This window comes from Paraburkholderia rhynchosiae (assembly GCF_002879865.1).
GTDB classification, from domain to species: domain Bacteria; phylum Pseudomonadota; class Gammaproteobacteria; order Burkholderiales; family Burkholderiaceae; genus Paraburkholderia; species Paraburkholderia rhynchosiae.
The window spans coordinates 22,412-48,457 of sequence record NZ_PNXY01000033.1; the positions used below are offsets into that span (position 1 = coordinate 22,412).

Sequence of the window (26,046 nt, forward strand, 5' to 3'; positions counted from 1 at the left end):
TCAGGCGTGGGGTAGGCGGGATCGCGGGCCGTCCGGCTGGGCCGGCTACGTTCTGTGCGCCGCGCGTTATCACGGCAGCGCCCCGTCGGGATGCCGCGAGTGTACGACCGTGGGCAGTGTTGCCCGTCCCCCTCGTTTGGAGAGGGGATTCGCTATGTCGCGCATCGCGCCGGCGGGGGTATTCCCACACAAAAAGGAGGGGGCGGGGTGGACGCCGACGGATCTAGACTCCTGATCCTGCTGGCCCGATCAGGCAACCAGTGTCACGAGAGGAAAAGCCATGAACCCGCGTCTTAACCTGCTCTGTGCTGTCGCGCTGTGGACGATCGCGGGCGCCATTGTGCCTTCTGCGGTGCAGGCCAGCCCCGCCGTGCCGCGTACAGTCGCCGTCACCGTCGATAACTTCGAGCGCGCCGAGTCCGACATGTACTTCGGATCGCTCGCGAAGCGCGGCGCCTTTGGCAAGCTCTTCCACTATCGCGAACCGATGCCGGTGGAGCGGCAGGCGGTTGTGCGCGCGAACCGCGACACCCTTTATTCGGTAGGCGTTTTCGATCTCGATGCCGGCCCCGTGACGATCACGCTGCCGGACGCAGGGGAGCGCTTTCGCTCGGTTGCGGCCGTCAGCGAGGACAACTATGTGCCCATGGTGGCTTACGGCAACGGCCCCTACACATTCACGCGTGCGCAGATCGGCACGCGTTACCTGCTGATCGGCGTGCGCACACTAGCCGATGTGCGCCATCCCGGGGATATGCAGGCGGTACATGTTTTGCAGGACGACATCAAGGTGCAACAGGCCACGCCTGGCAAATTCGAGGTGCCGAACTGGGACGAAGCCAGCCAGAAGCGCGTCCGCGATGCGCTGGTCACGCTGGGGGAAACGCTGCCTGACCTCAACGGCGCGTTCGGCGTGCGAGGCGAGGTCTCGCCGGTGCGTCACCTGATCGGAACGGCTATCGCGATGGGCGGCAATCCGGACAAGGACGCGACCTACCTCAACGTCACGCCGTCACATAACGACGGGAATACGGTCTATCGGCTGAGAGTGACGGACGTTCCAGTCGACGGCTTCTGGTCGATCAGCGTTTACAACGACAAAGGCTTCTTCGAGCCGAACGGACAGAGCGCTTACACGGTCAATAACGTCGTGGCAAACAAGGAGGCTGACGGCGCGATATCCGTGCAGTTCGGCGGCTGTGACGGCAACGTGCCGAACTGCCTGCCCATTACGCGCAACTGGAATTACATGGTCCGCATGTACCGTCCGCGTGCCGAGGTGCTGGATGGCCGTTGGAAGTTTCCGGCGGCGCAAGCGCGCTGACAGGTAGTTCAGATAGCACACACGCGTCGACGGTTTGATGGCACTCCAGGTGTTCGAGACTGCATAGCGAGGAAATCGATGAATCAAACATTGCGGGCATGGCATCTATGCTGTGCGCTCGTCCTTGGCGGTTTGCCGCTTCAACCCGTCGTTGCGCAGACCGCAGATTCAACGGCTTCCACCGCGACGATCGCCCATGCGCCCGTCGGCGACTCCCATAATCGCGCGGCCTTCGAGGCCGCCGTCTGGGCCATGCCAATAGTGAGCGTCGACGCCATGCGCGACGCGTACTTCCGCGATGCCGGGGCGCGCTACAACGATATCGTCTACTGGTCGCGGCCGGCAGACTGGAAAAACCAGACAACCACGCCCAATTCGTCGTCGCTTTACGTCTACTTCAACTACAACCTGAAGGACGGCCCGGTGGTTCTGGACATTCCGGCTGCGGATGGCATCGGCGTGTTCGGGAGCGTGCTGAACAGCTGGCAAATACCGCTGGCCGATGTGGGACCGGAAGGAGAAGATCGGGGCAATGGCGCACGCTACCTTTTGCTGCCACCCGGCTTCAAGGGCGAGCTGCCGGCCGGTTATGTTCCTTTGCAGTCAGACACTTACAACGGCTACGCGCTGATTCGCGTGACACCGGGAACGTTGTTACAGGACGATCTCGGCAACGCCAACGCCTTTATCCGGAAAATGCATGTGTCGAGTCTCGCTAACGCATCCGGCGACGCGCCTCAGCGTTTCATCGAAATGGACGGGAAGCTGTTCGACGGCATTGTCCAGTTCGACGACACGTACTTTGCTCGTCTGGCGCGCATGGTAAGCGAGGAGCCGGCGTTGCCGCGCGACGCCGGCGCATATGTCAGGCTGCGTGCGCTCGGCATCGAGCCGGGCAAACCCTTCGCGCCGGACCCCGCCATGCGCGCACGTATGAACGTCGCCGCGCAAGAGGCGCGGGCCAGCTTTCGCCAAACTCTTCTATCCGGCGCACGTCCCTGGTGGCCGGGTTTGCAGTGGGGCACCGTCTCGCCGGTCCCATTGGCCGTCAAAACCCATTTCACTTTCGACGATGGCCAAGGCGTCGACACCGCACTGCGCGGCGCGCTCTATTTCCTTGCCTACGCACCGCCGCAAAAACTCGGCAAGGCGACTTTTTATCTGACGAGTTGGCGGGACCAGCAGGGCCAACTGCTCGACGGATCAGCTCACTATCGTCTGCGCGTGCCGCCGAATGTGCCGGCGCGGCAGTTCTGGGCTGTGAATGTCTACGATTGCGAGACAAGCGGATTCATACGTCAGGCGCCACGCATCGGCGTCGATTCCTACGACAAGGGTCTGCAACGCAACGCAGACGGATCGATCGACGTCTATTTCGGACCGGCGCCGCCAGCGGGCAAAACGGGCAACTGGATTTATACCGCGCCGGGCAAGCCGTGGTTTGCCGCCTTCCGGCTGTATGGACCCGAACCGGCGATTTTCGACAGGTCGTGGACGATGGCCGATATCGCGCGACAGTAGGCTCGATTCAAAGCAACGGGATCATGAGTGCTGCAGTAGCCGTCTTCACAGTGCGAACCGGGTCTGCCCAAACCCGGTAGAGCGCTTCTAACATGGGTCGCTTCTCGAAGTGCAATGACCGGACACCGCTATGTCGCTGATTCTTTCCCGCCGTGATCTGAATTTCCTTTTGTACGAATGGCTCGACGTCGAGCGGCTGACATCGATCGCTCGCTATGCGGATCATTCCCGCGAGACATTCGACGCAACACTTGCCACGTGCGAGAAGATCGCGACCGATCTGTTCGCCACGCACAACAAGAAAAACGATGCGCACGAGCCTCATTTCGACGGGGAGACGGTGCACATCATTCCCGAGGTCAAGACCGCGCTATCGGCCTTCGGCGCGGCTGGCCTGATGGCGGCAGGACAGGACTACGAGCTTGGCGGCATGCAACTGCCAATGGTGGTCGAGAAGGCGGGCTTTGCCTACTTCATCGGCGCGAACGTCGGCACCGCAGCGTATCCGTTTCTCACCATCGGCAACGCCAATCTGCTCCTGACTTACGGCACGCGCAAACAGATCGACGCGTTCGTGCGACCTGAAATGGAAGGACGCTTCTTCGGCACGATGTGCCTGTCGGAGCCGCAGGCGGGATCGTCGCTGTCGGACATCACGACGCGCGCGGAGTATGAAGAGGAGTCTGCCTTCGGCGCGCAGTACCGCTTGCGCGGCAACAAAATGTGGATATCAGGCGGCGAGCATGAACTGTCGGAGAACATCGTGCACCTCGTGCTCGCGAAGATTCCCGGGCCGGATGGCAAGTTGGTTCCCGGTGTAAAAGGCATTTCGCTTTTTGTCGTGCCGAAATACCTCGTCAACGAGGATGGCTCGATAGGTGAACACAACGACGTGGTGCTCGCCGGTCTGAATCACAAGATGGGTTATCGCGGCACTGCCAACTGCCTGTTGAACTTCGGGGAAGGTGTCAAGTACCGCCCCGACGGCAAGGCAGGCGCGCTCGGCTATCTCGTGGGCGAGCCGGGCCAAGGTCTCGCGTGCATGTTCCACATGATGAACGAGGCGCGTATCGGCGTCGGGCTCGGCGCATCGGCGCTCGGCTACACCGGCTACCTGCATGCGCTCGACTATGCGCGCAACCGTTCGCAGGGACGCTCAACGGGACCTGCCGGCAAAGACCCGGCGAGCCCGCAGGCCAAGCTCGTCGAGCATGCGGATATCCGGCGCATGCTGCTCGCGCAGAAAAGTTATGCGGAGGGCGGGCTTGCGTTGAATCTTTATTGCGCGAAGCTCGTCGACGAACACCACGCTGCGCATGCAGCGAGCGACACGCAGTGCGAGCAACGCCTGTCGCTGCTACTCGACATCCTGACGCCCATCGCCAAAAGCTGGCCATCGCAATGGTGCCTGGAAGCGAACAACCTCGCGATCCAGGTGCATGGGGGCTACGGCTACACGCGCGAATACAACGTGGAACAGTTTTACCGCGACAATCGCCTCAATCCGATTCATGAAGGTACGCATGGCATTCAGGGGCTGGACCTGCTCGGCCGCAAAGTCACGATGAAGGAAGGCGCGGCGTTGCGCATACTCGTCGACAGGATGCACGCTAGTACGGCGAGCGCCTCGGCCACGGGCGAACGCTCGCTTGCCGACCACGGCGCAATGCTGGACGACATGGTGACGCGGCTCCAGCATGTGACGCGGGTACTGTGGACCACGGGTGACTCTGCGCTGACGCTCGCCAACGCCTCGGTTTATCTGGAGGCGTTCGGCCACGTGGTGCTGGCGTGGATATGGCTTGAACAGGCGCTCGCTGCACAGGCCGCGCTCCCCACTGCAGGCGATGAGGAAGAGAACGCGTTTTATCGCGGCAAGCTCGCCGCCGCCGCATACTTCTACCGATGGGAACTGCCTCGTGTCGGACCGCAACTGGACCTGCTCGCGTCGCTCGATCGGACGACGCTCGACATGCAGGACGCGTGGTTTTAATCCAGCGAACGAGCACTTCAACGGAAGGTCGACATGCGCACCGTACAGCAACTTTTCGATCTCAAGGGCAAGACGGCTCTCGTCACGGGTGGTTCGCGCGGCCTCGGCTTGCAGATCGCCGAAGCGCTCGGCGAGCAGGGGGCGCGCGTCATGTTGTCGGCTCGCAAAGCCGATGAACTGGAACAGGCAGTGCGGCAACTGCGATCGGGCGGCATCGAAGCCGGATGGATTGCCGCGGACGGCGCACGTGAAGAACACATCGCGCGGCTCGCTGACGAGACGCTTGCCGCTTTCGGCCACGTCGACATCCTCGTGAACAATGCAGGCGCGACGTGGGGCGCGCCCGCCGAGGACTATCCGCTCGACGCCTGGGACAAGGTGATGAACCTGAATGTCCGGGGCCTGTTCCTGCTCACGCAGCGCATCGGCAAGGTGTCGATGATCCCGCGCCGCTATGGCCGCGTGATCAATGTCGCATCCATTGCGGGGCTATCCGGCAACGCGCCCGGCACGATCGAGACGATTGCATATAACACGTCCAAGGGCGCGGTCGTCAATTTCACGCGCACGTTAGCGGGCGAATGGGGCAAGCACGGCATCACGGTGAACGCGCTCGCGCCCGGCTTCTTCCCCTCGAAGATGACCCAAGGCTCGCTCGACCGGATCGGCGTCGAGAACCTGTGCGCCGGCGTGCCGCTCAATCGCCTTGGCGACGACGAAGACTTGAAGGGCGCCGCCATGCTCTTCGCAAGCGACGCGGGCAAGCACATCACCGGACAGATACTCGCTGTCGATGGCGGCGTGAGCGCGGTATGAGCGTTCATTGAATGCCATCTACGCGCAAGTCGGCGGCGTCCTCGACCCCCAGAAAAGGAAGGGGCGTTGACCGGCGCACGGCCCCTATCATCAATCGTCATCAGTTCGCCAATGTGGCGCAAACAATGCGAAAAGAAACAGGAGCAGATATGACGCGCAAAGTGGTTGTGGCCGGAGTGGGGATGGTTCCTTTCACCAAACCTGGCGCCAGCGAGACTTACGATCTGATGGGCGCCCGCGCAACACGGCTCGCGCTCGACGACGCAGGGGTCCAGTATGAGGCGATCCAGCAGGCGTATGCCGGTTTCGTCTATGGCGATTCGACCGCGGGCCAGCGGGCGCTGTATCACGTCGGCATGACGGGCCTGCCGATCATCAACGTCAACAACAACTGCTCGACGGGTTCCACCGGTCTCTATCTCGCTCGCCAGGCGATCGAGTCGGGCGCGCTCGACATTGCGCTCGTCGTCGGCTTCGAGCAAATGAATGCCGGCGCGCTCAATAGCTGCTTCAACGACCGGCCGTTGCCGCTCGACCTGTTTTTCGATCAGTGCGACCGTCTCGGAGTGCCGTCCGAAGTGCCGCCGGCGCTGCGCATTTTCGGCGGCGCGGGCATGGAGCATATGAAGCGCTTCGGCACGCCGCTCGAATCGTTCGCAAAGATCCGTGCGAAGGCGAGCCGCCATGCGTCCAACAATCCGCTGGCGGTGTTTCGTCAGGTTCTCAGTCCCGAGGATGTGCTTGCCGACAAGGTGATGTGGCCAGGCGTGATGACGCGCCTGATGGCATGTCCGCCGACCTGCGGCGCGGCTGCGGCCGTGCTATGCAGCGAAGAATATGCAAAGAAGCACAAGCTCGACTCGCGCGTGTGGATCGCGGCCCAGGCATTAACGACGGACCGCCCGATCGCACTCGAAGGCGACGATCTGCGCTACGTGGCAGGTTACGGTCTTGCGAAGGAGGCCGCAGCCAAGGTCTATGAAGCGGCGGGCGTCGGCGCGGAAGACGTCGACGTGGTCGAACTGCACGACTGTTTCGCGCACAACGAACTGATCATGTACGAAGCGCTGGGTCTGTGCCCCGAGGGGGAAGCCGCGAAATTCATCGACGACGGCGACAACACCTATGGTGGCCGTTATGTCGTCAATCCGTCGGGCGGTCTGTTGTCGAAAGGGCACCCGATCGGCGCGACAGGCCTCGCGCAATGTACGGAACTCGTCAAGCAACTGCGCGGCGACGCGGACAAGCGCCAAGTGGAAGGCGCGCGCGTCGCGTTGCAACATAACGTCGGACTCGGCGGCGCGTGCGTCGTAACGATGTACCGCATCTGATCCGGAGAGGCCGATGGACTTCCAACCGGATCCGGGGCAGGACGCGTTTCGCGAGGAAGTGCGGGCGTTCCTGCGTGAGCATCTGCCCGCCGAGCTTCGCGGCAACGCGATAGGCGAGGTGCGTTCCGCACGCGAACACATCAAGCGCTGGCAAGGCATCCTGAACGCGCGCGGATGGGGCGGCCCATATTGGGCGCGCGAACATGGCGGCACCGATTGGACGGTGTTGCAGCGCCTCGCATTCGACGAAGAATGCGCAGCTGCCGGCGCGCCGACGCAGGACTTCCTCGCGCAAAAACTGCTCGGCCCCGCACTCAACGCGTTCGCGTCGCAGGAGCAGAGGGACGAACACGTGACACGCATCCTGAGTGGCGAGCGTCTCTGGTGCTAGGGCTTCTCGGAGCCGGGAGCGGGTTCGGACCTCGCGTCGCTGCGTACGCGCGCGGAGCAAGGTAACGGTCACTACGTCGTGAACGGTCAGAAGATCTGGACGAGCTACGCGCACGAAGCGGACTGGATCTTTCTGCTCGTGCGCACCGACAGCACGGTCAAGAAGCAGGCGGGCATCAGCTTTCTGCTCGCCGACATGAAGACGCCAGGCATCACGGTGCGGCCGATTCGCAGCATCGACGGCTGTCATCATCTGAACGAGGTCTTTTTCGACAACGTGCATGTACCGCTGGGCAATCTCGTGGGCGCCGAGGGCGACGGCTGGAAGATCACCAAGTTCCTGCTGAACAATGAACATGCGGGAGCAGCGGACTTGCCGCTTTTACGGAAGTGCGTGGGCCGACTCAGAGCGCTTGCGTTGAGCCAGCGCGTCGAAGGGCGGCTTCTGATCAAGGATCGCGGCTTTGCGTTGAAGCTCGCGCGCCTCGAGGCGAAGCTGGACGCCATCGTCATGATGGTCCAGCGCGTTGCGGCAATGGAGCAGGACCACAGCCCCGCTGCGCACGCGCTGGGTTCGATGCTCAAGGTGCGCGGAACCGAATTGCAGCAGAAGATCACTGAGCACCTCGTGGAAGCGCTCGGCGACGACGGCGCGGTGGCTTACCCCGAGCCGCACGACGCCGCCGGCAGCGATCCGTTGCCGCGCGAAGACATCGGCCGCGGCATTGCCACGGAGATGTTCTTCCGCCGTGCGTCAACCATCTATGGTGGCGCGAGCGAGGTTCAGCGCGGCATCATCGCCAAAACGCTGTTTCAACTCTGAGAGCAGAACCGGTCATGAATTTTAATCTCGACTCAGAGCAGCAGATGCTGCAGGACAGCGTGCGCCGCTTCGTCGTGCGGGACTACAGCTTCGAGGCACGCAACGCCGCGCTTGCGGCCGGATGGACATGCAGCGAGCTGCACTGGCGTACGTTTGCCGACAACGGCTGGCTCGCAGCCGCGGTGCCGGAGGCCCTTGGCGGTCTTGGCGGAACGCTGATCGAGACGGTATTGATAGCCCAGGAGTTCGGCCGTGCACTGGTCGTCGAGCCATATATGGGCTGTGCGGTGCTGGGCGTGCAGACCATCGTCGCGGCCGGCACGCCCACGCAGTGCGAGAATCTGTTGCCGCCCGCCGCCGACGGCACGCGAAGAATTGCGCTCGCCCATGGGGAGGCGCAAGCACGCGGCATGGCGGCGCCGGTCCACACGCGTGCGGAGCGCTCGGGCGAGGGCTACCGGTTGTTCGGCAACAAGACACTGGTGCCGGGGGGCGCGGACGCGCACACGCTCATCGTGTCGGCAGTGACACCCGACGCCGACGGCCTCACGCTGTTTGTGGTCGACGCCAACACGCCAGAACTGACGCGCCATGTGCTGCCGCTTCACGACGGCAGCCGGGCCGCCGAGCTGACATTCGACGGTGTAGCCGCAACTCGCGCGGCGGTTCTGGGCGAGCCCGGCCGAGGCCTGCCCGCCGTACAGCATGCGCTCGCACACGGCACCGCTACGCTATGTGCCGAACTGGTTGGCGGCATGGAGCAGGCCATCGCGATGACCGCTGATTATCTGAAAGTCCGCACGCAGTTCGGCGTGCCGCTTGGCAGCTTCCAGGCGTTGCAGCATCGCCTCGCCGACATGGCTGCCGAACTCGAGGTAGCGCGCTCGATGTTGTACGCACTCCTCGCGTCGATCGCGAACGACCCCGCGGAGCAACGCGACTACGTCGTTTCGCAGGCGGCGTCGCTCACGAGCGCGGCGGCGAAACACGTCTGCGGCGAGGCGATCCAGTTGCATGGCGGCATCGGCATGACCGAGGAATATCAGGTTGGCCACTATTACAAACGCGCGATCGTTGCTGATGCGCTGCTCGGCGGCGGTGACCGGCACGACGCACGATGCGCGCAATACTTGCAGCGCACCCTGGTTCACGGAGACACACGGAAATGAGAGAGTTTAAAAAGATTGCGGATCTTCACGCGATATTGGGCGAGTCGATCGGCACGAGCGACTGGCTGCTGATCGACCAGGCGCGCGTGAACCAGTTCGCTGATGCGACCGGCGACCATCAATGGATCCACGTCGACGTTGAGCGCGCGAAAGAAGGCCCATTCGGCGGAACGATCGCGCATGGCTTTCTGACGCTCAGCCTGCTGCCTGCGTTCCTCTCGACGGCGTTCAGCATCGCGGATGTCCGCAGCGGGCTGAACTACGGTCTCGACAAAGTGCGTTTCATCGCGCCGGTGCCGGTGGGCAGCCGGCTGCGCGCGAATTTCCGTCTGGTCGGCTTCGAGCCGATCAGCAACGAGGGCGCTCAGGTCAAGTTCGAGATGACAGTCGAGTGCGAGGGCGCGGGCAAGCCCGCATGTATCGCTGAGTCGATCATGCGCCTCTTTCCGCAATAGCCGTTTGAATTGCGTTCAAGTCGTCGGCTTTACTCGATGAAGCCGTTCTTGCGCGCCCACAGCATCGCGTCGTAGCGGCTTGAAACGCCCAGCTTGGCGAATACGTTGCGCAGATTCCACTTGACCGTTTCGAGCGTGATGTTGAGCGCGAGTGCAATCCGCTTATTCGACATAGCGTGCGCGACCAGCGCGAGTATTTCCAGTTCGCGCTGGGTCAACGCTGGCTGCATGCTGTCGCTGCCGCCACGACGCTTCACCGCCGGCTGATTGTCTACGGTGCGGGTGTCCGTCAATCGCTCCAGCAAAGCGGCCGCGTAGCTGGCCGCTGCGTCATCGAGCCATTTTTCCGCGAGCACGCGTTCGAACAGCGCGGCAGCCGCGATTCCCTCATCAATGAATGTGCGCACGAGCCCTAACCGTGCGCCCGCTTCGACGGCTTCAGCGAGAACCGGCTTCGCCTCTTCGACACGCCCGAGTTCAACGAGCACTGTCGCCGATAAAAACTTGGCCAGCGCGTGCACCCGGCCGCGCCCTAAAGCCTTCGCACGCTCCTGTGCGAAACGCAACGCCCCCAGTGCCGATTCGGGTTCTGTCGCGCGCAGCACGCGGGCTCGCGCGAGCGCGGCGACGGCCGGAATTTCGGCCTTGATGCCGTGATCCGTGCGGTGAGTTCGCGCAAGCTCGTCGAGCAACGCGCCGAGTTCAGTGGCGCGAGCGCTGTTGTTCTTCAGCAGCAATATCCTGATCTGTTCGGCCAGCATGTACGCGACGGCGCGGGACTGCTGGACGTTGCGCAGATGGGCCGTCTGTTGTTCGAGAAACGCCAGCGCGACATCGGCGCTTACCTGCAGCAGGTCGAGCCGCGCGCGGCAAAGCGATGCACGTATCGTGAGGTCGGGGCCTGACGCGCGCAGTAGGCCGGGGCGATTCGCGATCGTCTCGCGTGCGTCGTCGATGCGATCAAGTTCGTAATAAGCATCGACGAGCACGCTCGCGCAAATGTTCGCGCTGATCGAATGACGCCCGGCCGCATTGACCGAGCGCGCAAGCAGCGGCGTGCCGAGACGCTCTGCCGCGCGTACGTCCCCCTCGCCAAGCAACGCGGCCACGCGTGCCGACTCGATGACGAGCGCCATGTCGTTATCGCGGTCCGCAGGCGGCACCGGGCGCAGATCGAGCTGGCGTCGCGCGTCCGCATATCGCCCGCAGGCCGCGTAGGCGACGCACAATTCCGCCACGAACAGATACCGCAGGAACGGGTTTTCGATAGCCGTATCGCGGAGTGGCTCGATCAGTTCCAACATGCGCGGCGTGTCGTCGTTCTGGAATGCGATGGCCGCATGGATCAATGGGATGCACGCTGTAAGCGTGGCGTCCTCCGACATGCCGCCGGACTCCAGGGGCGCGAGCCACGCCGTCGCCTTGCCGGGGCGGGTGGTTAGCGCCATCGTGAGGCAGGCAATAAAGAGCAGACGTTGATGCCGCACAAGCGTTGCTTCTGGCAGCCGCTCGAGCAGATGTAGCATCGGGCTCAGATATTCGAGGCTCCACGTTGCAGGCTCGGCGCGCTCGATGACCGTGGCCGCAAACTCATGATCGCCCCCCGCACTGGCATGCCGCACAGCCTCGGCGAGGTAGCCGTGATCGGCGAACCAGTGGCTTGCGCGCAGATGCAGCGCCTGCGCGCCGGCTGGATCGGCAGCGGCGAGCCGTGCAGCAAGAAATTCGCCGAACAGAGGGTGAAAGCGATACCAGGCAAGGCGTTCATCCGAGTCGATGCGGTTGATCAGCAGATTTTCGTCCTCCATGCGCTTTAGGAGATCACCGGCATTCGCGTTGCGCGTGACGTGCTGTGCAAGTGGGGCGCTGAAGCGGCGAAACAGTGACAGCGCCTCGGCGAACGCCACCAGTTCGCGAGGCAGATCCGCCATGACCTCTTCGCTCAGGTAGGTCTGCAGATCGCTATAGCGCCAGGCGAGATCGCGCAGCGTGGTCAGCGATTCGGGCCGGTTCTTCAGCATGATGACGATAAGCTGGACACAAGACGGCCAGCCGCTCGTCACATCGTGAATCAGACGCAGATCGTCGGCGTGCAGCTTGCCCTTGCCCATGTTCTCTTCGACGAAGCTCCGCGTTTCGGCCATGACGAATGGCAAAGACGCACTGTCCAGTTCCGCGAGCTGATTCATCATTCGCAGCCGGCTTAGGGCGAGCGGCGGCGCGCTGCGCGATGCGATCACCAGATGAAGCGTGCCCGGCGCCTGATCGAGCAGCTTCTGCATGAACCGGTGCACGAGTGGCGCATCGACGAAATGGTAGTCGTCAATGAAGACGTAGATCTCTTTGGACAGGCCGAGCACGCCGTCCACGAGCAGCGCGACCAGAGCGTCCACGCCGGCAGGGCTTGCATCCTCGAACAGCAGATCCGGCTCGGCGCGCAGCCCGACGCGTTGCATGGCCATGAACAACGTGGAGCAGAACCCGGCGTAGCTGTCCTCGTCGGCACTGAGCGATAACCATGCGACCTCCGCGCCCGCCTTCACGCACGTCTCGCGCCATTGGACGAGGACGGTGGTCTTCCCATAGCCCGCGCTTCCCGTGACCAGCGCGAGCGTGGCGTGCTGCATGCGCTGGAGATGCGCCAGCAGATCGGCGCGCCGTATGGTCTTGGAGCCGATGCGCGGCGGCGAAAACCTCGTGGATGCCACTTGTTTGGTGAATGGAGCGGTCAAGTCGTTACCCGGATCAGTGCCATGCCGAACAGCCGTAGTTGCCCGGAAATCACGCCAGCGGCAACCGCTGGGGGGCTCGACTGTGTCCCCTCCGTGGGAGGGGGGCAAAAGAAATCAAGGGAACTAACTTAACACAACGTTCGACGTGCTGATCTGCGGCGTGCGCACCGAACCCGGCAACTTGCACGGCACGCACTGGCTGCCTGCTTCAGCCGTCTTTCTCCAGGTCGGGCAACGTCCACGTCTTTTTGAACAGCGGTTCCGTCGGGGCATAAAGCCTGAAAAGCAGTTCGAACGGTTCACCGCGTCGGGTAGGCACCCAGTTCGATTCATGTCCGGCAGGCGCTTCAGGACCGAAGAAGATATCGACGGAACCGTTGGCGTTCTTCTGCATGTCTGCTATCTGCGAAGAACGGCTGGCGCGTGGGACGTCCTTTATCAGCGCATGAGTGTCGCGGTCATACGCCGTTACGGACCAATACTGTTTTACGGGAGCGTTGGGTGGCACTTGCAGTCGATAGTGCTTGCCACCGTCAAGGCTGTCGCCATTCTTGTCGCGCCACGACATGAGATAGAACTGGCCGGCGCCGAGCCGCTTGATACCAACGTATCCCATCGAGTAGACGATCGCCCGTGCGTCCACCGGGTAGATATTCGGCTCCGTATATCCTTTTGACGCATCCTCAAGGAGTTCGTGAGCGGCAGGCACCACCCAGCGAGTACCCTCGTAATAAGGCGGGTAGGCGCTTTCAGATCGCGCGGCAATCCAGTCGTGCGCTGCGCGAGCTCCGTTTTCCAATAGTGCCCGCGTTGTCTCGTCAGGTCGAAAAGCCTTGCCTTTCTCAATGCCGAGCGATTTCAGCGGGTCGATCATGGCTTTATCGCGCTCGATCCATGGCTCATTCTGAACAATCCGATCGAGCGACTGAAAGTATCGAATGTCGTAAGGGATGGTGGAGTCGAACAGCTTGCCGGCTGCATCCGTGAACCGCGTCGGAGGCGGTTTCGCCGCATCGGCGAGTGCATACATCTTCAGGCGCTTGCCGTACGCGACCGCTCTCGATATGTCGGCATCCTCGTGACTGCGTAAGGTGGAACGGATCAACGCATAGCCGCTGTAGGTAGGCGGCCTGAGAACGATATAGCCCTTGGGAACCTGCCCATGATAGTCAGGAGGAAGAAACAGATATTTACCGCCCCTGCCTTGGTCCGCACCCGATGGCCCTGCGTCCTCAAGCGGCATCTGCCAGATGTCGTCGATGTTGCCGGTCACAGAACCCTCTTCGCCGGCGGGTGGGATTTCGAGCACCACGGGGCCTTGCTTCGTATCGAAGAAAGGCATGAGATAGATGGCGTCCGGGTTGGGCGTGAGTGTCTGGTTGCGCCAGTCGGGCGGACGTGACCAAAAAACTATTTCATTAGGCTTTGCACCGGCGTTCAGGGCTGCCTGAAGCATGAGTTCTGTATTAACGGCAGGTAGACTCCACACTACCGCTTGCATAGTACGACCCAACGCCATCTGATCCTGGTGCAAATCGTTTTTGGTATCTGCAAGCGCCACCGCGCTTGCCAGGCCGATCAATGCGACAACCACACTTTTCATGCAACGCCCCTAACCATAGCTTCGTTCGAGAAGAACGCGACGCAAGCCTGCCGCCTTGGAAGGACAAGCTGTCGCGTTACTTTTATCAAGTTTCCTTGCCCGCTGTAATTTGGACGCTGCATACGAAGAAGTCAAGGAAGGTCTATGCGCTGCGCTCTGGTGGACGAGCTTGACTTGATCGCGATCGTGCGTGTCGTCGAAGAAGAAGTGGTCGCCATAAACCGAAGGCTTAACACGTTGCTTTGTCAAGCTCCCTGGAACCGTCGAATTTCCATACTCGAACGGCGCCCCCGTTCCATCCGGACGACGTATTTCTTCTATATGGACGATTTATGTCGGCGTCTACTGAAAACGCTGATCGGAACGTCAATCGCGGCCGCGGGCCGCATCATTCAGGGGATGCCATGTCTACCGCTTCTCAGCCTCGTGCGAGCGCCGCCGCGCGACTCGAACGGCTGCCGTTTTCCGGTTATCACCGGACCATCTTCATCATCATCGCGATTGCGTTCTTCTTCGATTCAGTCGATCTAGGCACGATGACCTTCGTGCTTGGTTCGATCAAGACCGAGTTCGGTCTATCGACGGCAACCGCGGGACTCGTTGCGAGCGCAAGTTTCTTCGGGATGGTAGGCGGTGCCGCGGTTGCCGGTCTGCTCGCCGATCGCTTCGGACGACGGCCGGTTTTTCAGTGGAGCATGGTGCTGTGGGGCCTGGCTTCCTATCTGTGCTCGACGGCACAGAGTGTCGAAGCGCTGATGTTTTATCGCGTGCTGCTGGGTTTCGGCATGGGCATGGAGTTTCCGATTGCGCAAACGCTGCTGTCGGAGTTCGTTCCGGCTTCTTCACGCGGACGCCTGATCGCGCTGATGGATGGCTTCTGGCCGCTCGGCTTCATCACGGCGGGCGTGGTGTCGTACTTTGTGCTGCCGGCCTTCGGCTGGCGCACGGAGTTTGCGTTGCTGGCGATTCCCGCGGTGTTCGTGCTGATCGTGCGCCGCGTCGTGCCCGAATCGCCGCGCTGGCTTGAACATCGCGGACGTCTTGACGAAGCCGACAAGATTCTCGCTGAAGTCGAAGTAAAGGTGATGAAGGCTGCGGGGCTGAGCCGTCTGCGCGCACCGGTCATGCTCGCCGAACCGGTGGCGGCGAAAGGCGCCGGTGCGTTTCGCGAGATATGGAGCGCGGCTTACCGGCGTCGCACGATTATGGTGTGGACGCTGTGGTTCTTCGCGTTGCTCGGTTTTTATGGGCTGACATCGTGGCTCGGCGCGTTGATGCAACAGGCCGGCTTTGCGGTGACGAAGTCGGTGTTGTACACGGTGCTCATTTCGCTCGGCGGCATTCCGGGCTTTATCTGCGCGGCCTGGCTGGTCGAACGTTGGGGACGCAAGCCGACCTGTATCGCGTCGCTCATGGGCAGCGCGGCGATGGCCTATGTGTACGGGCAAACCGCGCTGCACGCGCAGACGCCTACGTTGCTGATCTGCGCGGGCCTGGCGATGCAGTTCTTCATGTTCGCGATGTGGGCGGTGTTGTACACCTATACGCCGGAACTCTATGGCACCGGCGCTCGCGCGACAGGTTCTGGCTTCGCCTCGGCAATTGGCCGCGTAGGCTCGTTGATTGGGCCTTATGTGGTGGGCGTCGTGCTGCCGATGTTCGGCCAGGGCGGCGTGTTTTCGCTCGGCGCGATGTGCTTTGTCATTGCGGCTGCGGCTGTGTGGGTACTCGGCATCGAGACGCGCGGGCTCGCCCTGGAGACGCTCGTCTCCGAAGCGGTCGAAAGCGATGCGCATGGCGTATTGAGTCCGGCGCGCGAATGAACGGTCATCTGGGTGTAGTCGCTGCCGGCTGCACCCTTCGCCGATCACTTCAACGGGAAATATTGTCCGCTCGCAGCGAGCGCCGACACGATCCGATACGCCGCACTTAGGCGGTCTTCGATCGGGACATTCCCGTTGCCGAGTATCACAATGCCCAGTTGTTTCTGCGGAATAAAGGCGACGTATGCGCCGAATCCATTCGTCGAGCCGGTCTTGTTGATCCACATATCCTGCCGCGGCGGTTGCGGGCTTTCGCGGACCGCTGGCAATCGAAAGCAACTTGCGCGAGGGTCAAGAAAACTTAATGAGCGGGGAGAGCTCCCCGCCCAAATGCAACCGAAAGCCTAAACCGTCGCTCGCTCACGCTTTCTCGAAGGCGCGCCATTCGCGACGAAGTAGGGCGTATCCACGCGCGCCAACGCCTCGCGTCCGCGAATCCGATCCGCGATCTTTTCGGCGAGCATGATGGTCGGTGCGTTCAGATTGCCCGTGGTGATCAGCGGCATGATCGACGCATCGACAACCCGCAGTCCCTGCATACCGTGCACGCGTCCTTCGTTGTCGACCACGGCCATGTCGTCGTAGCCCATCTTGCACGAACACGACGGATGAAACGCCGTCTCCGCGCGCGCGCGCACGAAGGTGTCGAGCTGATCGTCGGTGGTGAGTTCGGCGCCCGGATTGAGCTCACGTCCACGGTAACGATCCAGCGCGGGTTGCCGCATGATCTCGCGCGTGATGCGGATGCCGTCGCGGAACTCGCGCCAGTCGAGCGGATCCGCCATGTAGTTGAACAGGATGCTCGGATGCGCCGCAGGATCGCGCGACGTGAGCTTCACGCGGCCACGGCTCGGCGAACGCATCGAGCCGACGTGTGCCTGGAAGCCATGCATCTTGATCGCGTTCGAGCCGTTGTAATTGATCGCGACGGGCAGGAAGTGATACTGGATGTTGGGCCACAGGTCGTCGTCGCGTGTACGAATGAAGCCGCCCGCTTCGAACTGATTGCTTGCGCCAATGCCCGTGCCCTTCAGCATCCATTCGAGTCCGATGGCCGGCTGATTCCACCACTGCAACGCGGGGTAGAGCGAGACCGGCTCCTTGCACTCGTACTGGATGTACATCTCCAGGTGATCCTGCAAGTTTTCGCCGACGCCCGGCAGATCGTGAACGAGCGGAATGTCGAGTTCCCGCAGCCACGTCGAGCGGCCCACGCCTGAGCGCTGCAGCAATTGCGGCGATGCGATTGCGCCGCTGCACACCAGCACTTCGCGGCGCGCATGCGCGTTCACCGCAGCGCCGTTATGCAGATACGCGACGCCGACCGCCCGCTTGCCGGAGAACAGCACGCGATCCGTCAGCGCATGCGTAACGATGGTCAGATTAGGACGCGCCTTTGCGCGATCCAGATAGCCGCGCGCGGTGCTCGCGCGCCGGCCGTTCGGCGTGACGGTGCGATCCATCGGACCGAAGCCTTCCTGCTGATAGCCGTTCAGATCTTCCGTGCGCGGAAAACCGGCCTGCACACCTGCCTCGACCATTGCGGCGAAAAGCGGGTTATTGCCGGGCTTGCTCGTGGTCACATGCACGGGACCGTCGCCGCCGTGATAGGCGTTCGGACCCGCGTCGCGTGTCTCGGCTTTGCGGAAATATGGCAGGCAATCCAGATACGCCCAGTTTTCCAGACCGGAGCGTGTAGCCCAGCCGTCGTAATCGAGCGCGTTGCCGCGGATATAGCACATGCCGTTGATCAGCGACGACCCGCCGAGCCCCTTGCCACGTCCGCATTCCATACGGCGGTTGTTCATATACGGCTCGGGGTCCGTCTCGTACGCCCAGTTATAGCGGCGCCCTTGCAACGGATAGGCGAGCGCGGCCGGCATCTGCGTGCGGAAATCGAGGCGGTAATCGGGGCCGCCTGCTTCGAGCAGCAGCACCGTGACGCCGGCGTCCTCGGTGAGACGCGACGCGAGCACGTTGCCCGCCGAGCCCGCGCCGACGACGATGTAGTCGTATTCGTTCGAAGTCATGGCTGCGCTCCTCAGAACACCGGTTGATACGGGCCGAGCTCGACCTGCACCGACTTGATGCGTGTGTAGTGCTCCAGCGTGGTAATGCCGTTTTCGCGTCCCACGCCCGATTGTTTGTAGCCGCCCACGGGCATCTCAGCCGGCGATTCGCCCCACGTGTTGATCCAGCAAATACCCGCTTCCAGACGATGAATCACGCGATGCGCGCCCGCCAGGTTCTCGGTGACGACGCCGGCGGCAAGCCCATAAGCGGTGCGATTCGCGCGCTCGATGGCTTCGTCTTCATCGTCGAATACGAGAATGCTCATCACAGGGCCGAAGATTTCCTCGCGCACGATGCGCATGTCGTCATTGCAACCGGCGAACACGGTCGGTTCGACGTAGTGGCCCTGGCCGAAGTGGCCTTCGGTGAGGCGCTTGCCGCCCGCTATCAGCCGCGCGCCATCCTGCACGCCGCTTTCGATGTAGCCGAGCACCTTCTGCAATTGCGCGGGGCTCACGAGCGGGCCGAAGTTGGTGGCGGCATCAGTCGGCGCGCCCACGCGGATGCGTTTGACACGCTCGAGCACCAGCGCTTCGAATCGTTCGAGCACACTGCGTTGCACGAACACGCGCGTGCCGTTCGTGCAGACCTGGCCCGAGCTGAAGAAGTTGGCGCTCATCGCGATATCGGCGGCTCGTTCCAGATTGGCGTCGTCGAAAACGAGCAGCGGGGACTTGCCACCGAGCTCCATCGTCACTTCTTTCAACGACGACGCGCCCGCCATCGACATCACTTTCTTGCCCGTTTCCACGCCGCCCGTGAACGAAATTTTTTCGATGTCCGGATGCGCGGCCAGCATGGCGCCCACACGGCCGTCGCCTTGCACGACGTTGAACACGCCGGGTGGCACGCCGGCCTCGGTGTAGATTTCGGCGAGCTTCAACGCTGAGAGGGGCGTGACTTCGCTCGGCTTGAAGATCATCGCATTGCCTGCCGCGAGCGCGGGTGCCGACTTCCAGCACGCGATCTGAATCGGATAATTCCATGCGCCGATGCCCGCGCATACGCCGAGCGGTTCGCGCCGCGTATACACGAACGACGAAGGCCGCAATGGAATCTGCTGCCCTTCGATAGCCGTGGCAAGGCCCGCGTAATACTCGATCACGTCCGCGCCGGTGACGATGTCCACCGCCTGCGTCTCGGCAATTGGCTTGCCGGTGTCGCGCGTTTCCAGCGCGGCGAGTTCGTCGTTGCGCTCGCGCAGAATATCGACCGCGCGGCGCAAGATGCGCGAGCGCTGCATGGCCGTGAGCGCCGCCCACTGGCGCTGACCGTCACGGGCGGATTGCACAGCGCGATCGACGTCCGCGGCGCTCGCCTGCTGAACCGTGGCGAGCGTCTCGCCGGTGGCGGGATCGAACGTGTCGAAAGTTTCTGCGCCGGTCCCGTCGACATAAGCGCCGCCGATATAGAGACGTTGCGTTGCGAATAGCGCCATGACTTGCTCCTTGATAAAGATATCGTCGGCTCTTGCGTGCCTGTTATGCGCTTATTCGCGCGCCGCCAGAACGAGATCGATGTATTCATTGGCCACACGTAGCGCGGCTTTGGTATCGAACGGTTCGCCCGACAGTGCGCCGCGCAGCCACAATCCATCGATCAATGCCGCCAGGCCGCTCGCCGCGCGCCGCGCCGCGGCACGCGGCATCGCTTTCGAAAAATCCGCGCACAGGTTCGAGTTCAGGCGGCGTGTATTCACGTATTGCAGCCGCCGCAGATGCGGCTTGTGCATGCTCTCCGACCAGAACGCAAGCCACGTTTTCATGACCGGCGCGCTGGTTTGCTCGACGTCGAAATTCGCGGCGACCACCGCGCGTAGTTTCGAGCGCGGGTCCGTCTTTGCCGCCCGGCGCCGGCGCGAAGTGGCTTGCCACAAATCGCGCAGCACGTGACGCATGGTGGCTTCGAGCAAGCCGTCCTTGTCGCCGAAATAGTGGCTGACGATGCCAGTCGAAATGCTCGCGCGCTGCGCGACCGACGCCAGCGTGGCGCCCGCGAGACCGGTCTGGTCGATGGTGAGCAGCGTCGCGTCGATGAGTTGCGCGCGACGGATTTCGCGCATTCCGAGTTTTGGCATGATGACGGTGTGAAGAATGAACCATGCGCAGCGGCGATTGGCCTGTGCGCTCGCCTGCCTATTCAATCGGTGCATGGTAGATTTTTTATATTGAACGGTCAATCAATAAAAAATTGGGATTTTCGGCGATGTCGGTTCCAGCCAAACCCATGTCGCGTTCGATGCAGGTGGTTGCTTGCAGCGGGCGCTACGCTCTTTGGACGGCGTGCCGCGCGCAAGCAGCGCGCCGCTCACAAGACATGGAGACATTCAATGAGCAGCAATCGCGGCGTCGTATATCTCGGCCAGGGCAAGGTGGAAGTGCAATCGATCGACTATCCGAAGATGGTCGATCCACGTGGCCGCGCAATCGGCCATGGTGTGATTCTGAAGGTTGTCAGCACGAATATTTGCGGCTCGGACCAGCACATGGTGCGCGGCCGCACGACTGCCCAGGTCGGCCTCGTGCTCGGCCATGAGATTACCGGCGAGGTAATCGAAGTGGGCCGCGACGTCGAGACGCTGAACATCGGCGATCTGGTGTCGGTGCCGTTCAACGTGGCTTGTGGACGGTGCCCGACCTGCAAATCGCAGAACACGGGCGTCTGCCTGAACGTGAATCCGTCACGCGCGGGCGGCGCTTATGGTTACGTGGACATGGGTGGCTGGATTGGCGGTCAGGCCGAGTACGTGCTGGTGCCGTACGCCGATTTCAACTTGCTGAAATTCCCCGACCCCGCACAGGCGATGTCGAAAATTCGTGACCTCACTTGTCTGTCCGACATTCTGCCAACCGGCTATCACGGCGCAGTGATGGCGGGCGTGAAGCCGGGCGCGACGGTTTATGTCGCGGGCGCGGGCCCGGTCGGCATGGCGGCGGCCGCGTCGGCGCGCCTCCTGGGCGCGGCTTGCACGATTGTCGGCGACATGAACGAGGCGCGTCTCGCGCACGCGCGCAAGATGGGCTTCGAGACCGTCGATCTGTCGAAAGATGCGACGCTCGGTGAACAGATCGAGCAGATTCTCGGCAAGCCCGAAGTGGATTGCGCGGTGGATTGCGTGGGTTTCGAGGCGCACGGCCATGGCGCCAGCGGTTCGCATGAAGAAGCGCCGGCCACCGTACTCAATTCGCTGATGGAAATCACGCGGGCGGCCGGCGCGATCGGCATTCCGGGCCTCTACGTCACCGACGATCCGGGCGCCGCCGACGCCGCCGCGCGCAAAGGCAGCCTGAGCATCCGCTTCGGACTCGGCTGGGCCAAGTCGCATTCGTTCCATACAGGCCAAACGCCGGTGATGAAGTACAACCACAATCTGATGCAGGCGATCTTGTGGGACCGCTTGCCGATTGCGGACATCGTGAACGTGACCGTGGTGTCGCTCGATCAGGCGCCGGATGGTTACCGCCAGTTCGACGGCGGAGCGCCGAAGAAGTTTGTTATCGATCCGCACGGCTTGCTGAAGGCGGCGTGATGCCCGCGTGAAATAGCAGCTCGCAATAGAAAACGCGTTGAACGGATTGCCGTTCAACGCGTTTTTGCCTGGTGACGATGGTAACGAATATTGGCGCCGCTCACGCCGCCATTACGGGCGCCGAGGCGAGAGAAGGCGCTTGCTTGCGCCGTTCACGTGTGGGCGCAGTGCCGAATGCATCGCGATAGCTCTTCGAAAAATGGCAAGCCGACTGGAAGCCGCAAGCCATCGTGATATGCATGATCGACATGTCCGTTTGCAGCAGCAACTCGCGCGCGCGCCGCAAACGCAGCGTCAGGTAGTAATGCGTCGGCGTCATCCCGAGATGCTCGCGGAAGAGGCGCTGCAACTGCCGTTGCGACATGCCCGCGAGCCGCGCGAGTTCTTCGCGTGACAGCGGTTCTTCGATGTTGTTCTCCATCAGCGAGATCACTTCGAAGAGCGACTTGTTGGCTGAACCGAGCCGCGCGACCAGTGGCATTTTCTGTTGCGCACTCGTATCGCGCACATGTTCGACGATGAACTGCTCGGCGATCTGCGTCACACGAGCGGTGCCGACGCGCGGCGCGATCAGGTTGAGCATCATGTCGAGCGGCGCGACGCCGCCGGTGCACGTGACGCGGTCTCGATCGATCACGAACAGTTCTTTCAGGAAGCGCGTGTCCGGGAATTCTTCTTTCAGCGCCGACATGTTCTCCCAGTGAATCGCGCATGCGTAGCCCGCGAGCAAACCGGCGCGCGCGAGCGCATAGGTGCCCGTGCACAGGCTGCCGAGCACACAGCCCATGCGGGCGAAACGGCGCAACGCGGAGAGATGGGCTTGCGTGGTCGCGCGCTGCACGTCGATGCCGCCGATCACGAACACGATATCCGGCTGGCCGACGCATTCGACCGGACCCGTATCGACCGACAGGCCATTGCTTGCCGTGACCGGGCCGCCTTCTGGACTCACGATGGACCAGCGATAAAGCGTCTGTCCCGCCAGGTAGTTCGCCATGCGCAACACTTCGATCGCGTTGGTGAAGGCGATCATTGTGAAGTTCGGAACGGGCATGAAGGCGAAATGCGACAGAGACGCCGTGCGGTCGGTGGACATGTGAGGGGTGATTCCTTCGAATCTATAGTGTCGCGTCGCCGTGGGGTGCGGCAACTAACGCAATTTTGAGGACTAGCGCAACTACCATGCCATCAGGCTAAACCCTCGGTTGTGGATGCCGACACATCAAACGCCCGAGAAACGGCACCAGGACAGCGCTGCGGCCCGATTGGTTCGCACCGTAAAAGCGCACTACGTCCAACCGCAGTGCAGCATTGCGCCCGCAAAGAACGGTCGTTCGGCACAGCGCGACCGGATTTGAGCGCCATGACTCAGGGTCATTACTGAGGCATCGTCCAGGACATGGGCGGGACGCGCGGGGCGACTTGTCGAAAATGGTCGCTTATGGCGGAAAAGGCAAAGAACACGTCTGAATTCATAAATTGACGCACGAGGCAAGCGTCAAGAATAGACGCAATGCAACCCGGTATCAGCAGGGCAAGAGCGACGCTCAAGCGAAGCTCCAGCAGCGCTTCCGGGCCTTCCGTCAACGACCCCACGGACCTTCCATGTCGAATCCGAATCCTTTCTTCGAAGAATCGCTCGCAGCGCGCGATCAGGCGGTGCGCGGCGCAATTTTGAAAGAGCTCGAGCGCCAGCAGTCGCAAGTCGAACTGATCGCGTCGGAAAACATCGTGTCGCGCGCCGTGCTCGAAGCGCAAGGCTCGGTGCTGACCAACAAGTATGCGGAAGGCTATCCGGGCAAGCGTTACTACGGCGGTTGCGAATACGCCGACGAGATCGAGACGCTCGCGCTCGAACGCATCAAGCAACTGTTCAACGCGAAGTTCGCCAACGTGCAGCCGCATTCCGGCGCGCAAGCAAACGGCGCGGTGATGCTCGCGCTGGTGAAGCCGGGCGACACGGTGCTCGGCATGTCGCTCGATGCGGGCGGCCACCTGACGCACGGCGCGAAGCCCGCTATGTCGGGCAAGTGGTTCAACGCAGTGCAGTACGGCGTCAATCGCGACACGCTGCTGATCGACTACGAGCAGATCGAGGAACTCGCGCAGCAGCATAAACCGGCGCTGCTGATCGCCGGCTTCTCCGCTTATCCGCGCGCGCTGGATTTCAAGCGGCTGCGCGCGATTGCCGACAGCGCCGGCGCCAAGCTGATGGTGGATATGGCGCACATCGCCGGCGTGATCGCGGCGGGACGTCACGCCAACCCCGTCGAGCATGCGCATGTGGTGACGTCGACCACGCACAAGACGTTGCGCGGTCCGCGCGGCGGCTTTGTGCTGACGAATGACGAAGACATCGCGAAGAAGATCAACTCTGCCGTGTTCCCCGGCCTGCAAGGCGGCCCGCTGATGCATGTGATCGCCGGCAAGGCAGTCGCGTTCGGCGAGGCGCTGCAACCGGGCTTCAAGACCTACATCGACAATGTGCTGGCCAACGCGCAGGCACTCGGCGAAGTGTTGAAAGCCGGCGGCGTCGATCTGGTGACGGGCGGCACCGACAACCATCTGCTGCTAGTCGACTTGCGGCCTAAGGGCCTGAAGGGCAATCAGGTCGAGCAGGCGCTGGAACGCGCGGGCATTACGTGCAACAAGAACGGCATTCCGTTCGACACCGAAAAGCCGACGATCACCTCGGGCGTGCGCCTCGGCACACCGGCGGGTACGACGCGCGGCTTCGGCGTGAGCGAATTCCGCGACGTAGGCAGGTTGATCGTCGAGGTGCTCGATTCGCTGCGCGACCATCCCGAAGGCCATGCAGCCACCGAACAGCGCGTGCGCCGAGAGATTTTCGCGCTGTGCGAGCGCTTCCCCATCTACTAAGAACACCTGGAGCACACGATGAGCAATCTGCACGAAAACAGCATCATCATCGACGGTTTGAACATTTCGAAGTTCGAGCGCTCGGTGTTCGAGGACATGCGCAAAGGTGGCGTGACCGCGGTGAACTGCACGGTGTCGGTCTGGGAGAGCTTCCAGAAGACTGTCGATAACATCGCCGAAATGAAGCAGCAAATCCGCGAGTACGGCGAGATCCTCACGCTCGTGCGCACCACCGACGACATTTTCCGCGCGAAGAAAGAGAACAAGACGGGCATCATTTTCGGCTTCCAGAATGCGCATGCATTCGAGGACAACCTTGGCTATATCGAGGCATTCAAGGACCTCGGCGTGAACGTGGTGCAGCTTTGCTACAACACGCAGAATCTCGTCGGCACGGGTTGCTATGAGCGCGACGGCGGCCTGTCGGGCTATGGCCGCGAAGTGATTCAGGAGATGAACCGCGTCGGCATCATGGTCGATCTTTCGCATGTCGGCGGCAAGACTTCATCTGAAGCGATCGCGGCGTCGAATAAGCCCGTGTGCTATTCGCATTGCTGCCCGTCTGGACTCAAAGAGCATCCGCGCAACAAGAGCGACGAACAACTGAAAGAGATCGCGGACGCAGGCGGTTTTGTCGGCGTGACGATGTTCGCGCCGTTTTTGAAGCGCGGTGCCGATGCGACCGTCGAAGACTATATCGAAGCGATCGAGTATGTGGTGAACCTGATCGGCGAAGACCAGGTCGGCATCGGCACGGACTTCACGCAAGGCTATAGCACGGAGTTCTTCGACTGGATCACGCACGACAAGGGCCGTTATCGCCAGTTGACGAACTTCGGCAAGGTCGTGAATCCGGAAGGCATCCGCACGATCGGCGAGTTTCCGAACCTGACCGCCGCGATGGAACGCGCGGGCTGGAGCGAAACGCGCATCAAGAAGATCATGGGTGAAAACTGGGTGCGGGTATTCGGCGAAGTGTGGACGGTCTGACCTCCACGCACATATAGCCTGCGAATTCACCTCATAAAAAGCGGAGTCTCCACATGCAACCCCAACTGCCTATCGACGTCGATCCGAACACCGGCGTCTGGACCACCGACGCGCTGCCGATGCTGTACGTGCCGCGTCATTTCTTCACGAACAACCACACCGCCGTTGAAGAAGCGCTCGGCATCGACACGTATGCCGAGATTCTCTACAAGGCCGGCTACAAGTCCGCGTATTTCTGGTGCGACAAGGAAGCCAAACAGCACGGCATTGCCGGCATGGCCGTATTCGAGCACTACCTGAAGCGGCTTTCGCAACGCGGCTGGGGCATCTTCACGATCACCGAAAGCGATCCGTCCACGTCGCATGCGCGCATTGAACTGCATCACTCGTCGTTCGTACTCGCGCAGCCGGGCAAGGTCGGCAAGCTCTGCTACATGTTCGCCGGCTGGTTCGCGGGCGCGATGGACTGGGTCAACGACACGGCGCCGGATGCCGCACGCAAAGGTCCGCCTTCAAAGTCGCAGGAAGCGCGATGCGCGGCGGAAGGCCACGAGCATTGCGTGTTCGAAGTGTCGCCGCTCACGGCATAGCACC

Annotated in this window: 18 protein-coding genes and 2 pseudogenes; 13 read left to right on the plus strand and 7 right to left on the minus strand. The window is 62.1% G+C overall.

Annotation, left to right across the window (positions count from 1 at the left end; all coding sequences use genetic code 11):
- Positions 1-280: 280 nt before the first annotated feature.
- From C0Z16_RS30500 to C0Z16_RS30535, 8 genes and pseudogenes are all read left to right on the plus strand, one after another.
- Entirely contained in the window at positions 281-1,324 is a 1,044-nt protein-coding gene (locus C0Z16_RS30500; protein WP_102635773.1) for a DUF1254 domain-containing protein, read from the plus strand.
- A 78-nt stretch (positions 1,325-1,402) separates the two neighbouring features.
- Positions 1,403-2,845: a DUF1214 domain-containing protein gene (locus C0Z16_RS30505; RefSeq protein ID WP_102635774.1), complete on the plus strand. Its 1,443-nt coding sequence runs from the start codon at positions 1,403-1,405 to the stop codon at positions 2,843-2,845.
- A 130-nt stretch (positions 2,846-2,975) separates the two neighbouring features.
- Positions 2,976-4,838: an acyl-CoA dehydrogenase gene (locus C0Z16_RS30510; RefSeq protein WP_102635775.1), complete on the plus strand. Its 1,863-nt coding sequence runs from the start codon at positions 2,976-2,978 to the stop codon at positions 4,836-4,838.
- 33 nt (positions 4,839-4,871) lie between these two features.
- A complete protein-coding gene (locus C0Z16_RS30515; RefSeq protein WP_102635776.1) occupies positions 4,872-5,654 on the plus strand; it encodes an SDR family oxidoreductase in 783 nt (260 codons plus the stop codon).
- Between the two features lie 149 nt (positions 5,655-5,803).
- Positions 5,804-6,985, plus strand: coding sequence for a lipid-transfer protein (locus C0Z16_RS30520; RefSeq protein WP_102635777.1), 1,182 nt, complete (start codon positions 5,804-5,806; stop codon positions 6,983-6,985).
- 13 nt (positions 6,986-6,998) lie between these two features.
- Positions 6,999-8,198, plus strand: a pseudogene (locus C0Z16_RS30525) (acyl-CoA dehydrogenase family protein).
- Positions 8,199-8,212: 14 nt separating this feature from the next.
- A complete protein-coding gene (locus C0Z16_RS30530; RefSeq protein ID WP_102635778.1) occupies positions 8,213-9,367 on the plus strand; it encodes an acyl-CoA dehydrogenase family protein in 1,155 nt (384 codons plus the stop codon).
- A complete protein-coding gene (locus C0Z16_RS30535) occupies positions 9,364-9,822 on the plus strand; it encodes a MaoC family dehydratase (RefSeq protein ID WP_102635779.1) in 459 nt (152 codons plus the stop codon). Before C0Z16_RS30530 ends, C0Z16_RS30535 begins: the two co-directional genes overlap by 4 nt.
- Before the next feature lie 29 nt (positions 9,823-9,851).
- Here the strand turns inward: C0Z16_RS30535 and C0Z16_RS30540 are convergent, their stop codons facing one another.
- Together C0Z16_RS30540 and C0Z16_RS30545 are read right to left on the minus strand one after the other, a co-directional pair.
- Positions 9,852-12,554 carry a LuxR C-terminal-related transcriptional regulator gene (locus C0Z16_RS30540; protein WP_102635780.1) on the minus strand — a complete coding sequence of 901 codons (2,703 nt, stop codon included), beginning with the start codon at positions 12,552-12,554 and terminating at the stop codon, positions 9,852-9,854.
- A 208-nt stretch (positions 12,555-12,762) separates the two neighbouring features.
- The gene (locus C0Z16_RS30545) at positions 12,763-14,157 is read right to left on the minus strand and encodes a DUF1254 domain-containing protein (RefSeq protein WP_102635781.1); all 1,395 of its coding nucleotides are present in this window, start codon (positions 14,155-14,157) and stop codon (positions 12,763-12,765) included.
- A 404-nt stretch (positions 14,158-14,561) separates the two neighbouring features.
- Between C0Z16_RS30545 and C0Z16_RS30550 the strand changes: the two genes are divergently transcribed.
- The gene (locus C0Z16_RS30550; RefSeq protein WP_102635801.1) at positions 14,562-15,980 is read left to right on the plus strand and encodes an MFS transporter; all 1,419 of its coding nucleotides are present in this window, start codon (positions 14,562-14,564) and stop codon (positions 15,978-15,980) included.
- Positions 15,981-16,024: 44 nt separating this feature from the next.
- On the opposite strand, the pseudogene C0Z16_RS30555 reads toward C0Z16_RS30550, so the two are convergent.
- The 4 genes and pseudogenes from C0Z16_RS30555 to betI all read right to left on the minus strand — a co-directional run.
- A pseudogene (locus C0Z16_RS30555) lies at positions 16,025-16,210 on the minus strand (serine hydrolase); the annotation flags it as partial.
- A gap of 114 nt (positions 16,211-16,324) precedes the next feature.
- Positions 16,325-18,010, minus strand: a complete 1,686-nt coding sequence (gene betA / locus C0Z16_RS30560; protein ID WP_102635782.1) for a choline dehydrogenase — start codon at positions 18,008-18,010, stop codon at positions 16,325-16,327.
- 11 nt (positions 18,011-18,021) lie between these two features.
- Positions 18,022-19,491 (minus strand): betaine-aldehyde dehydrogenase, encoded by a 1,470-nt coding sequence (gene betB, locus C0Z16_RS30565; protein WP_102635783.1) that lies wholly within the window; start codon positions 19,489-19,491, stop codon positions 18,022-18,024.
- A 51-nt stretch (positions 19,492-19,542) separates the two neighbouring features.
- Entirely contained in the window at positions 19,543-20,130 is a 588-nt protein-coding gene (betI, locus tag C0Z16_RS30570) for a transcriptional regulator BetI (protein ID WP_102635802.1), read from the minus strand.
- Positions 20,131-20,382: 252 nt separating this feature from the next.
- Between betI and fdhA the strand changes: the two genes are divergently transcribed.
- Positions 20,383-21,582, plus strand: coding sequence for a formaldehyde dehydrogenase, glutathione-independent (gene fdhA, locus C0Z16_RS30575; protein ID WP_102635784.1), 1,200 nt, complete (start codon positions 20,383-20,385; stop codon positions 21,580-21,582).
- Positions 21,583-21,682: 100 nt separating this feature from the next.
- Here fdhA and C0Z16_RS30580 read toward each other — a convergent pair whose 3' ends face one another.
- Positions 21,683-22,678, minus strand: a complete 996-nt coding sequence (locus C0Z16_RS30580; protein ID WP_102635785.1) for a GlxA family transcriptional regulator — start codon at positions 22,676-22,678, stop codon at positions 21,683-21,685.
- Positions 22,679-23,187: 509 nt separating this feature from the next.
- Between C0Z16_RS30580 and C0Z16_RS30590 the strand changes: the two genes are divergently transcribed.
- Genes C0Z16_RS30590 through C0Z16_RS30600 form a run of 3 tightly spaced genes read left to right on the plus strand, consistent with a single transcriptional unit; the run spans position 23,188 to position 26,042 of the window.
- A complete protein-coding gene (locus C0Z16_RS30590) occupies positions 23,188-24,462 on the plus strand; it encodes a serine hydroxymethyltransferase (RefSeq protein ID WP_102635787.1) in 1,275 nt (424 codons plus the stop codon).
- Between the two features lie 18 nt (positions 24,463-24,480).
- Positions 24,481-25,452: a dipeptidase gene (locus tag C0Z16_RS30595; protein WP_102635788.1), complete on the plus strand. Its 972-nt coding sequence runs from the start codon at positions 24,481-24,483 to the stop codon at positions 25,450-25,452.
- 53 nt (positions 25,453-25,505) lie between these two features.
- Positions 25,506-26,042, plus strand: coding sequence for a DUF5943 domain-containing protein (locus C0Z16_RS30600; RefSeq protein ID WP_102635789.1), 537 nt, complete (start codon positions 25,506-25,508; stop codon positions 26,040-26,042).
- Positions 26,043-26,046 lie beyond the last annotated feature (4 nt).

Coding starts and splice junctions, on each gene's coding strand:
- C0Z16_RS30500 (WP_102635773.1), top strand. CDS start 281: ATGAACCCGCGTCTTAACCTGCTCTGTGCTGTCGCGCTGTGGACGATC.
- C0Z16_RS30505 (WP_102635774.1), top strand. CDS start 1,403: ATGAATCAAACATTGCGGGCATGGCATCTATGCTGTGCGCTCGTCCTT.
- C0Z16_RS30510 (WP_102635775.1), top strand. CDS start 2,976: ATGTCGCTGATTCTTTCCCGCCGTGATCTGAATTTCCTTTTGTACGAA.
- C0Z16_RS30515 (WP_102635776.1), top strand. CDS start 4,872: ATGCGCACCGTACAGCAACTTTTCGATCTCAAGGGCAAGACGGCTCTC.
- C0Z16_RS30520 (WP_102635777.1), top strand. CDS start 5,804: ATGACGCGCAAAGTGGTTGTGGCCGGAGTGGGGATGGTTCCTTTCACC.
- C0Z16_RS30530 (WP_102635778.1), top strand. CDS start 8,213: ATGAATTTTAATCTCGACTCAGAGCAGCAGATGCTGCAGGACAGCGTG.
- C0Z16_RS30535 (WP_102635779.1), top strand. CDS start 9,364: ATGAGAGAGTTTAAAAAGATTGCGGATCTTCACGCGATATTGGGCGAG.
- C0Z16_RS30545 (WP_102635781.1), bottom strand. CDS start 14,157: ATGAAAAGTGTGGTTGTCGCATTGATCGGCCTGGCAAGCGCGGTGGCG.
- C0Z16_RS30550 (WP_102635801.1), top strand. CDS start 14,562: ATGTCTACCGCTTCTCAGCCTCGTGCGAGCGCCGCCGCGCGACTCGAA.
- betA (WP_102635782.1), bottom strand. CDS start 18,010: ATGACTTCGAACGAATACGACTACATCGTCGTCGGCGCGGGCTCGGCG.
- betB (WP_102635783.1), bottom strand. CDS start 19,491: ATGGCGCTATTCGCAACGCAACGTCTCTATATCGGCGGCGCTTATGTC.
- betI (WP_102635802.1), bottom strand. CDS start 20,130: ATGCCAAAACTCGGAATGCGCGAAATCCGTCGCGCGCAACTCATCGAC.
- fdhA (WP_102635784.1), top strand. CDS start 20,383: ATGAGCAGCAATCGCGGCGTCGTATATCTCGGCCAGGGCAAGGTGGAA.
- C0Z16_RS30580 (WP_102635785.1), bottom strand. CDS start 22,678: ATGTCCACCGACCGCACGGCGTCTCTGTCGCATTTCGCCTTCATGCCC.
- C0Z16_RS30590 (WP_102635787.1), top strand. CDS start 23,188: ATGTCGAATCCGAATCCTTTCTTCGAAGAATCGCTCGCAGCGCGCGAT.
- C0Z16_RS30595 (WP_102635788.1), top strand. CDS start 24,481: ATGAGCAATCTGCACGAAAACAGCATCATCATCGACGGTTTGAACATT.
- C0Z16_RS30600 (WP_102635789.1), top strand. CDS start 25,506: ATGCAACCCCAACTGCCTATCGACGTCGATCCGAACACCGGCGTCTGG.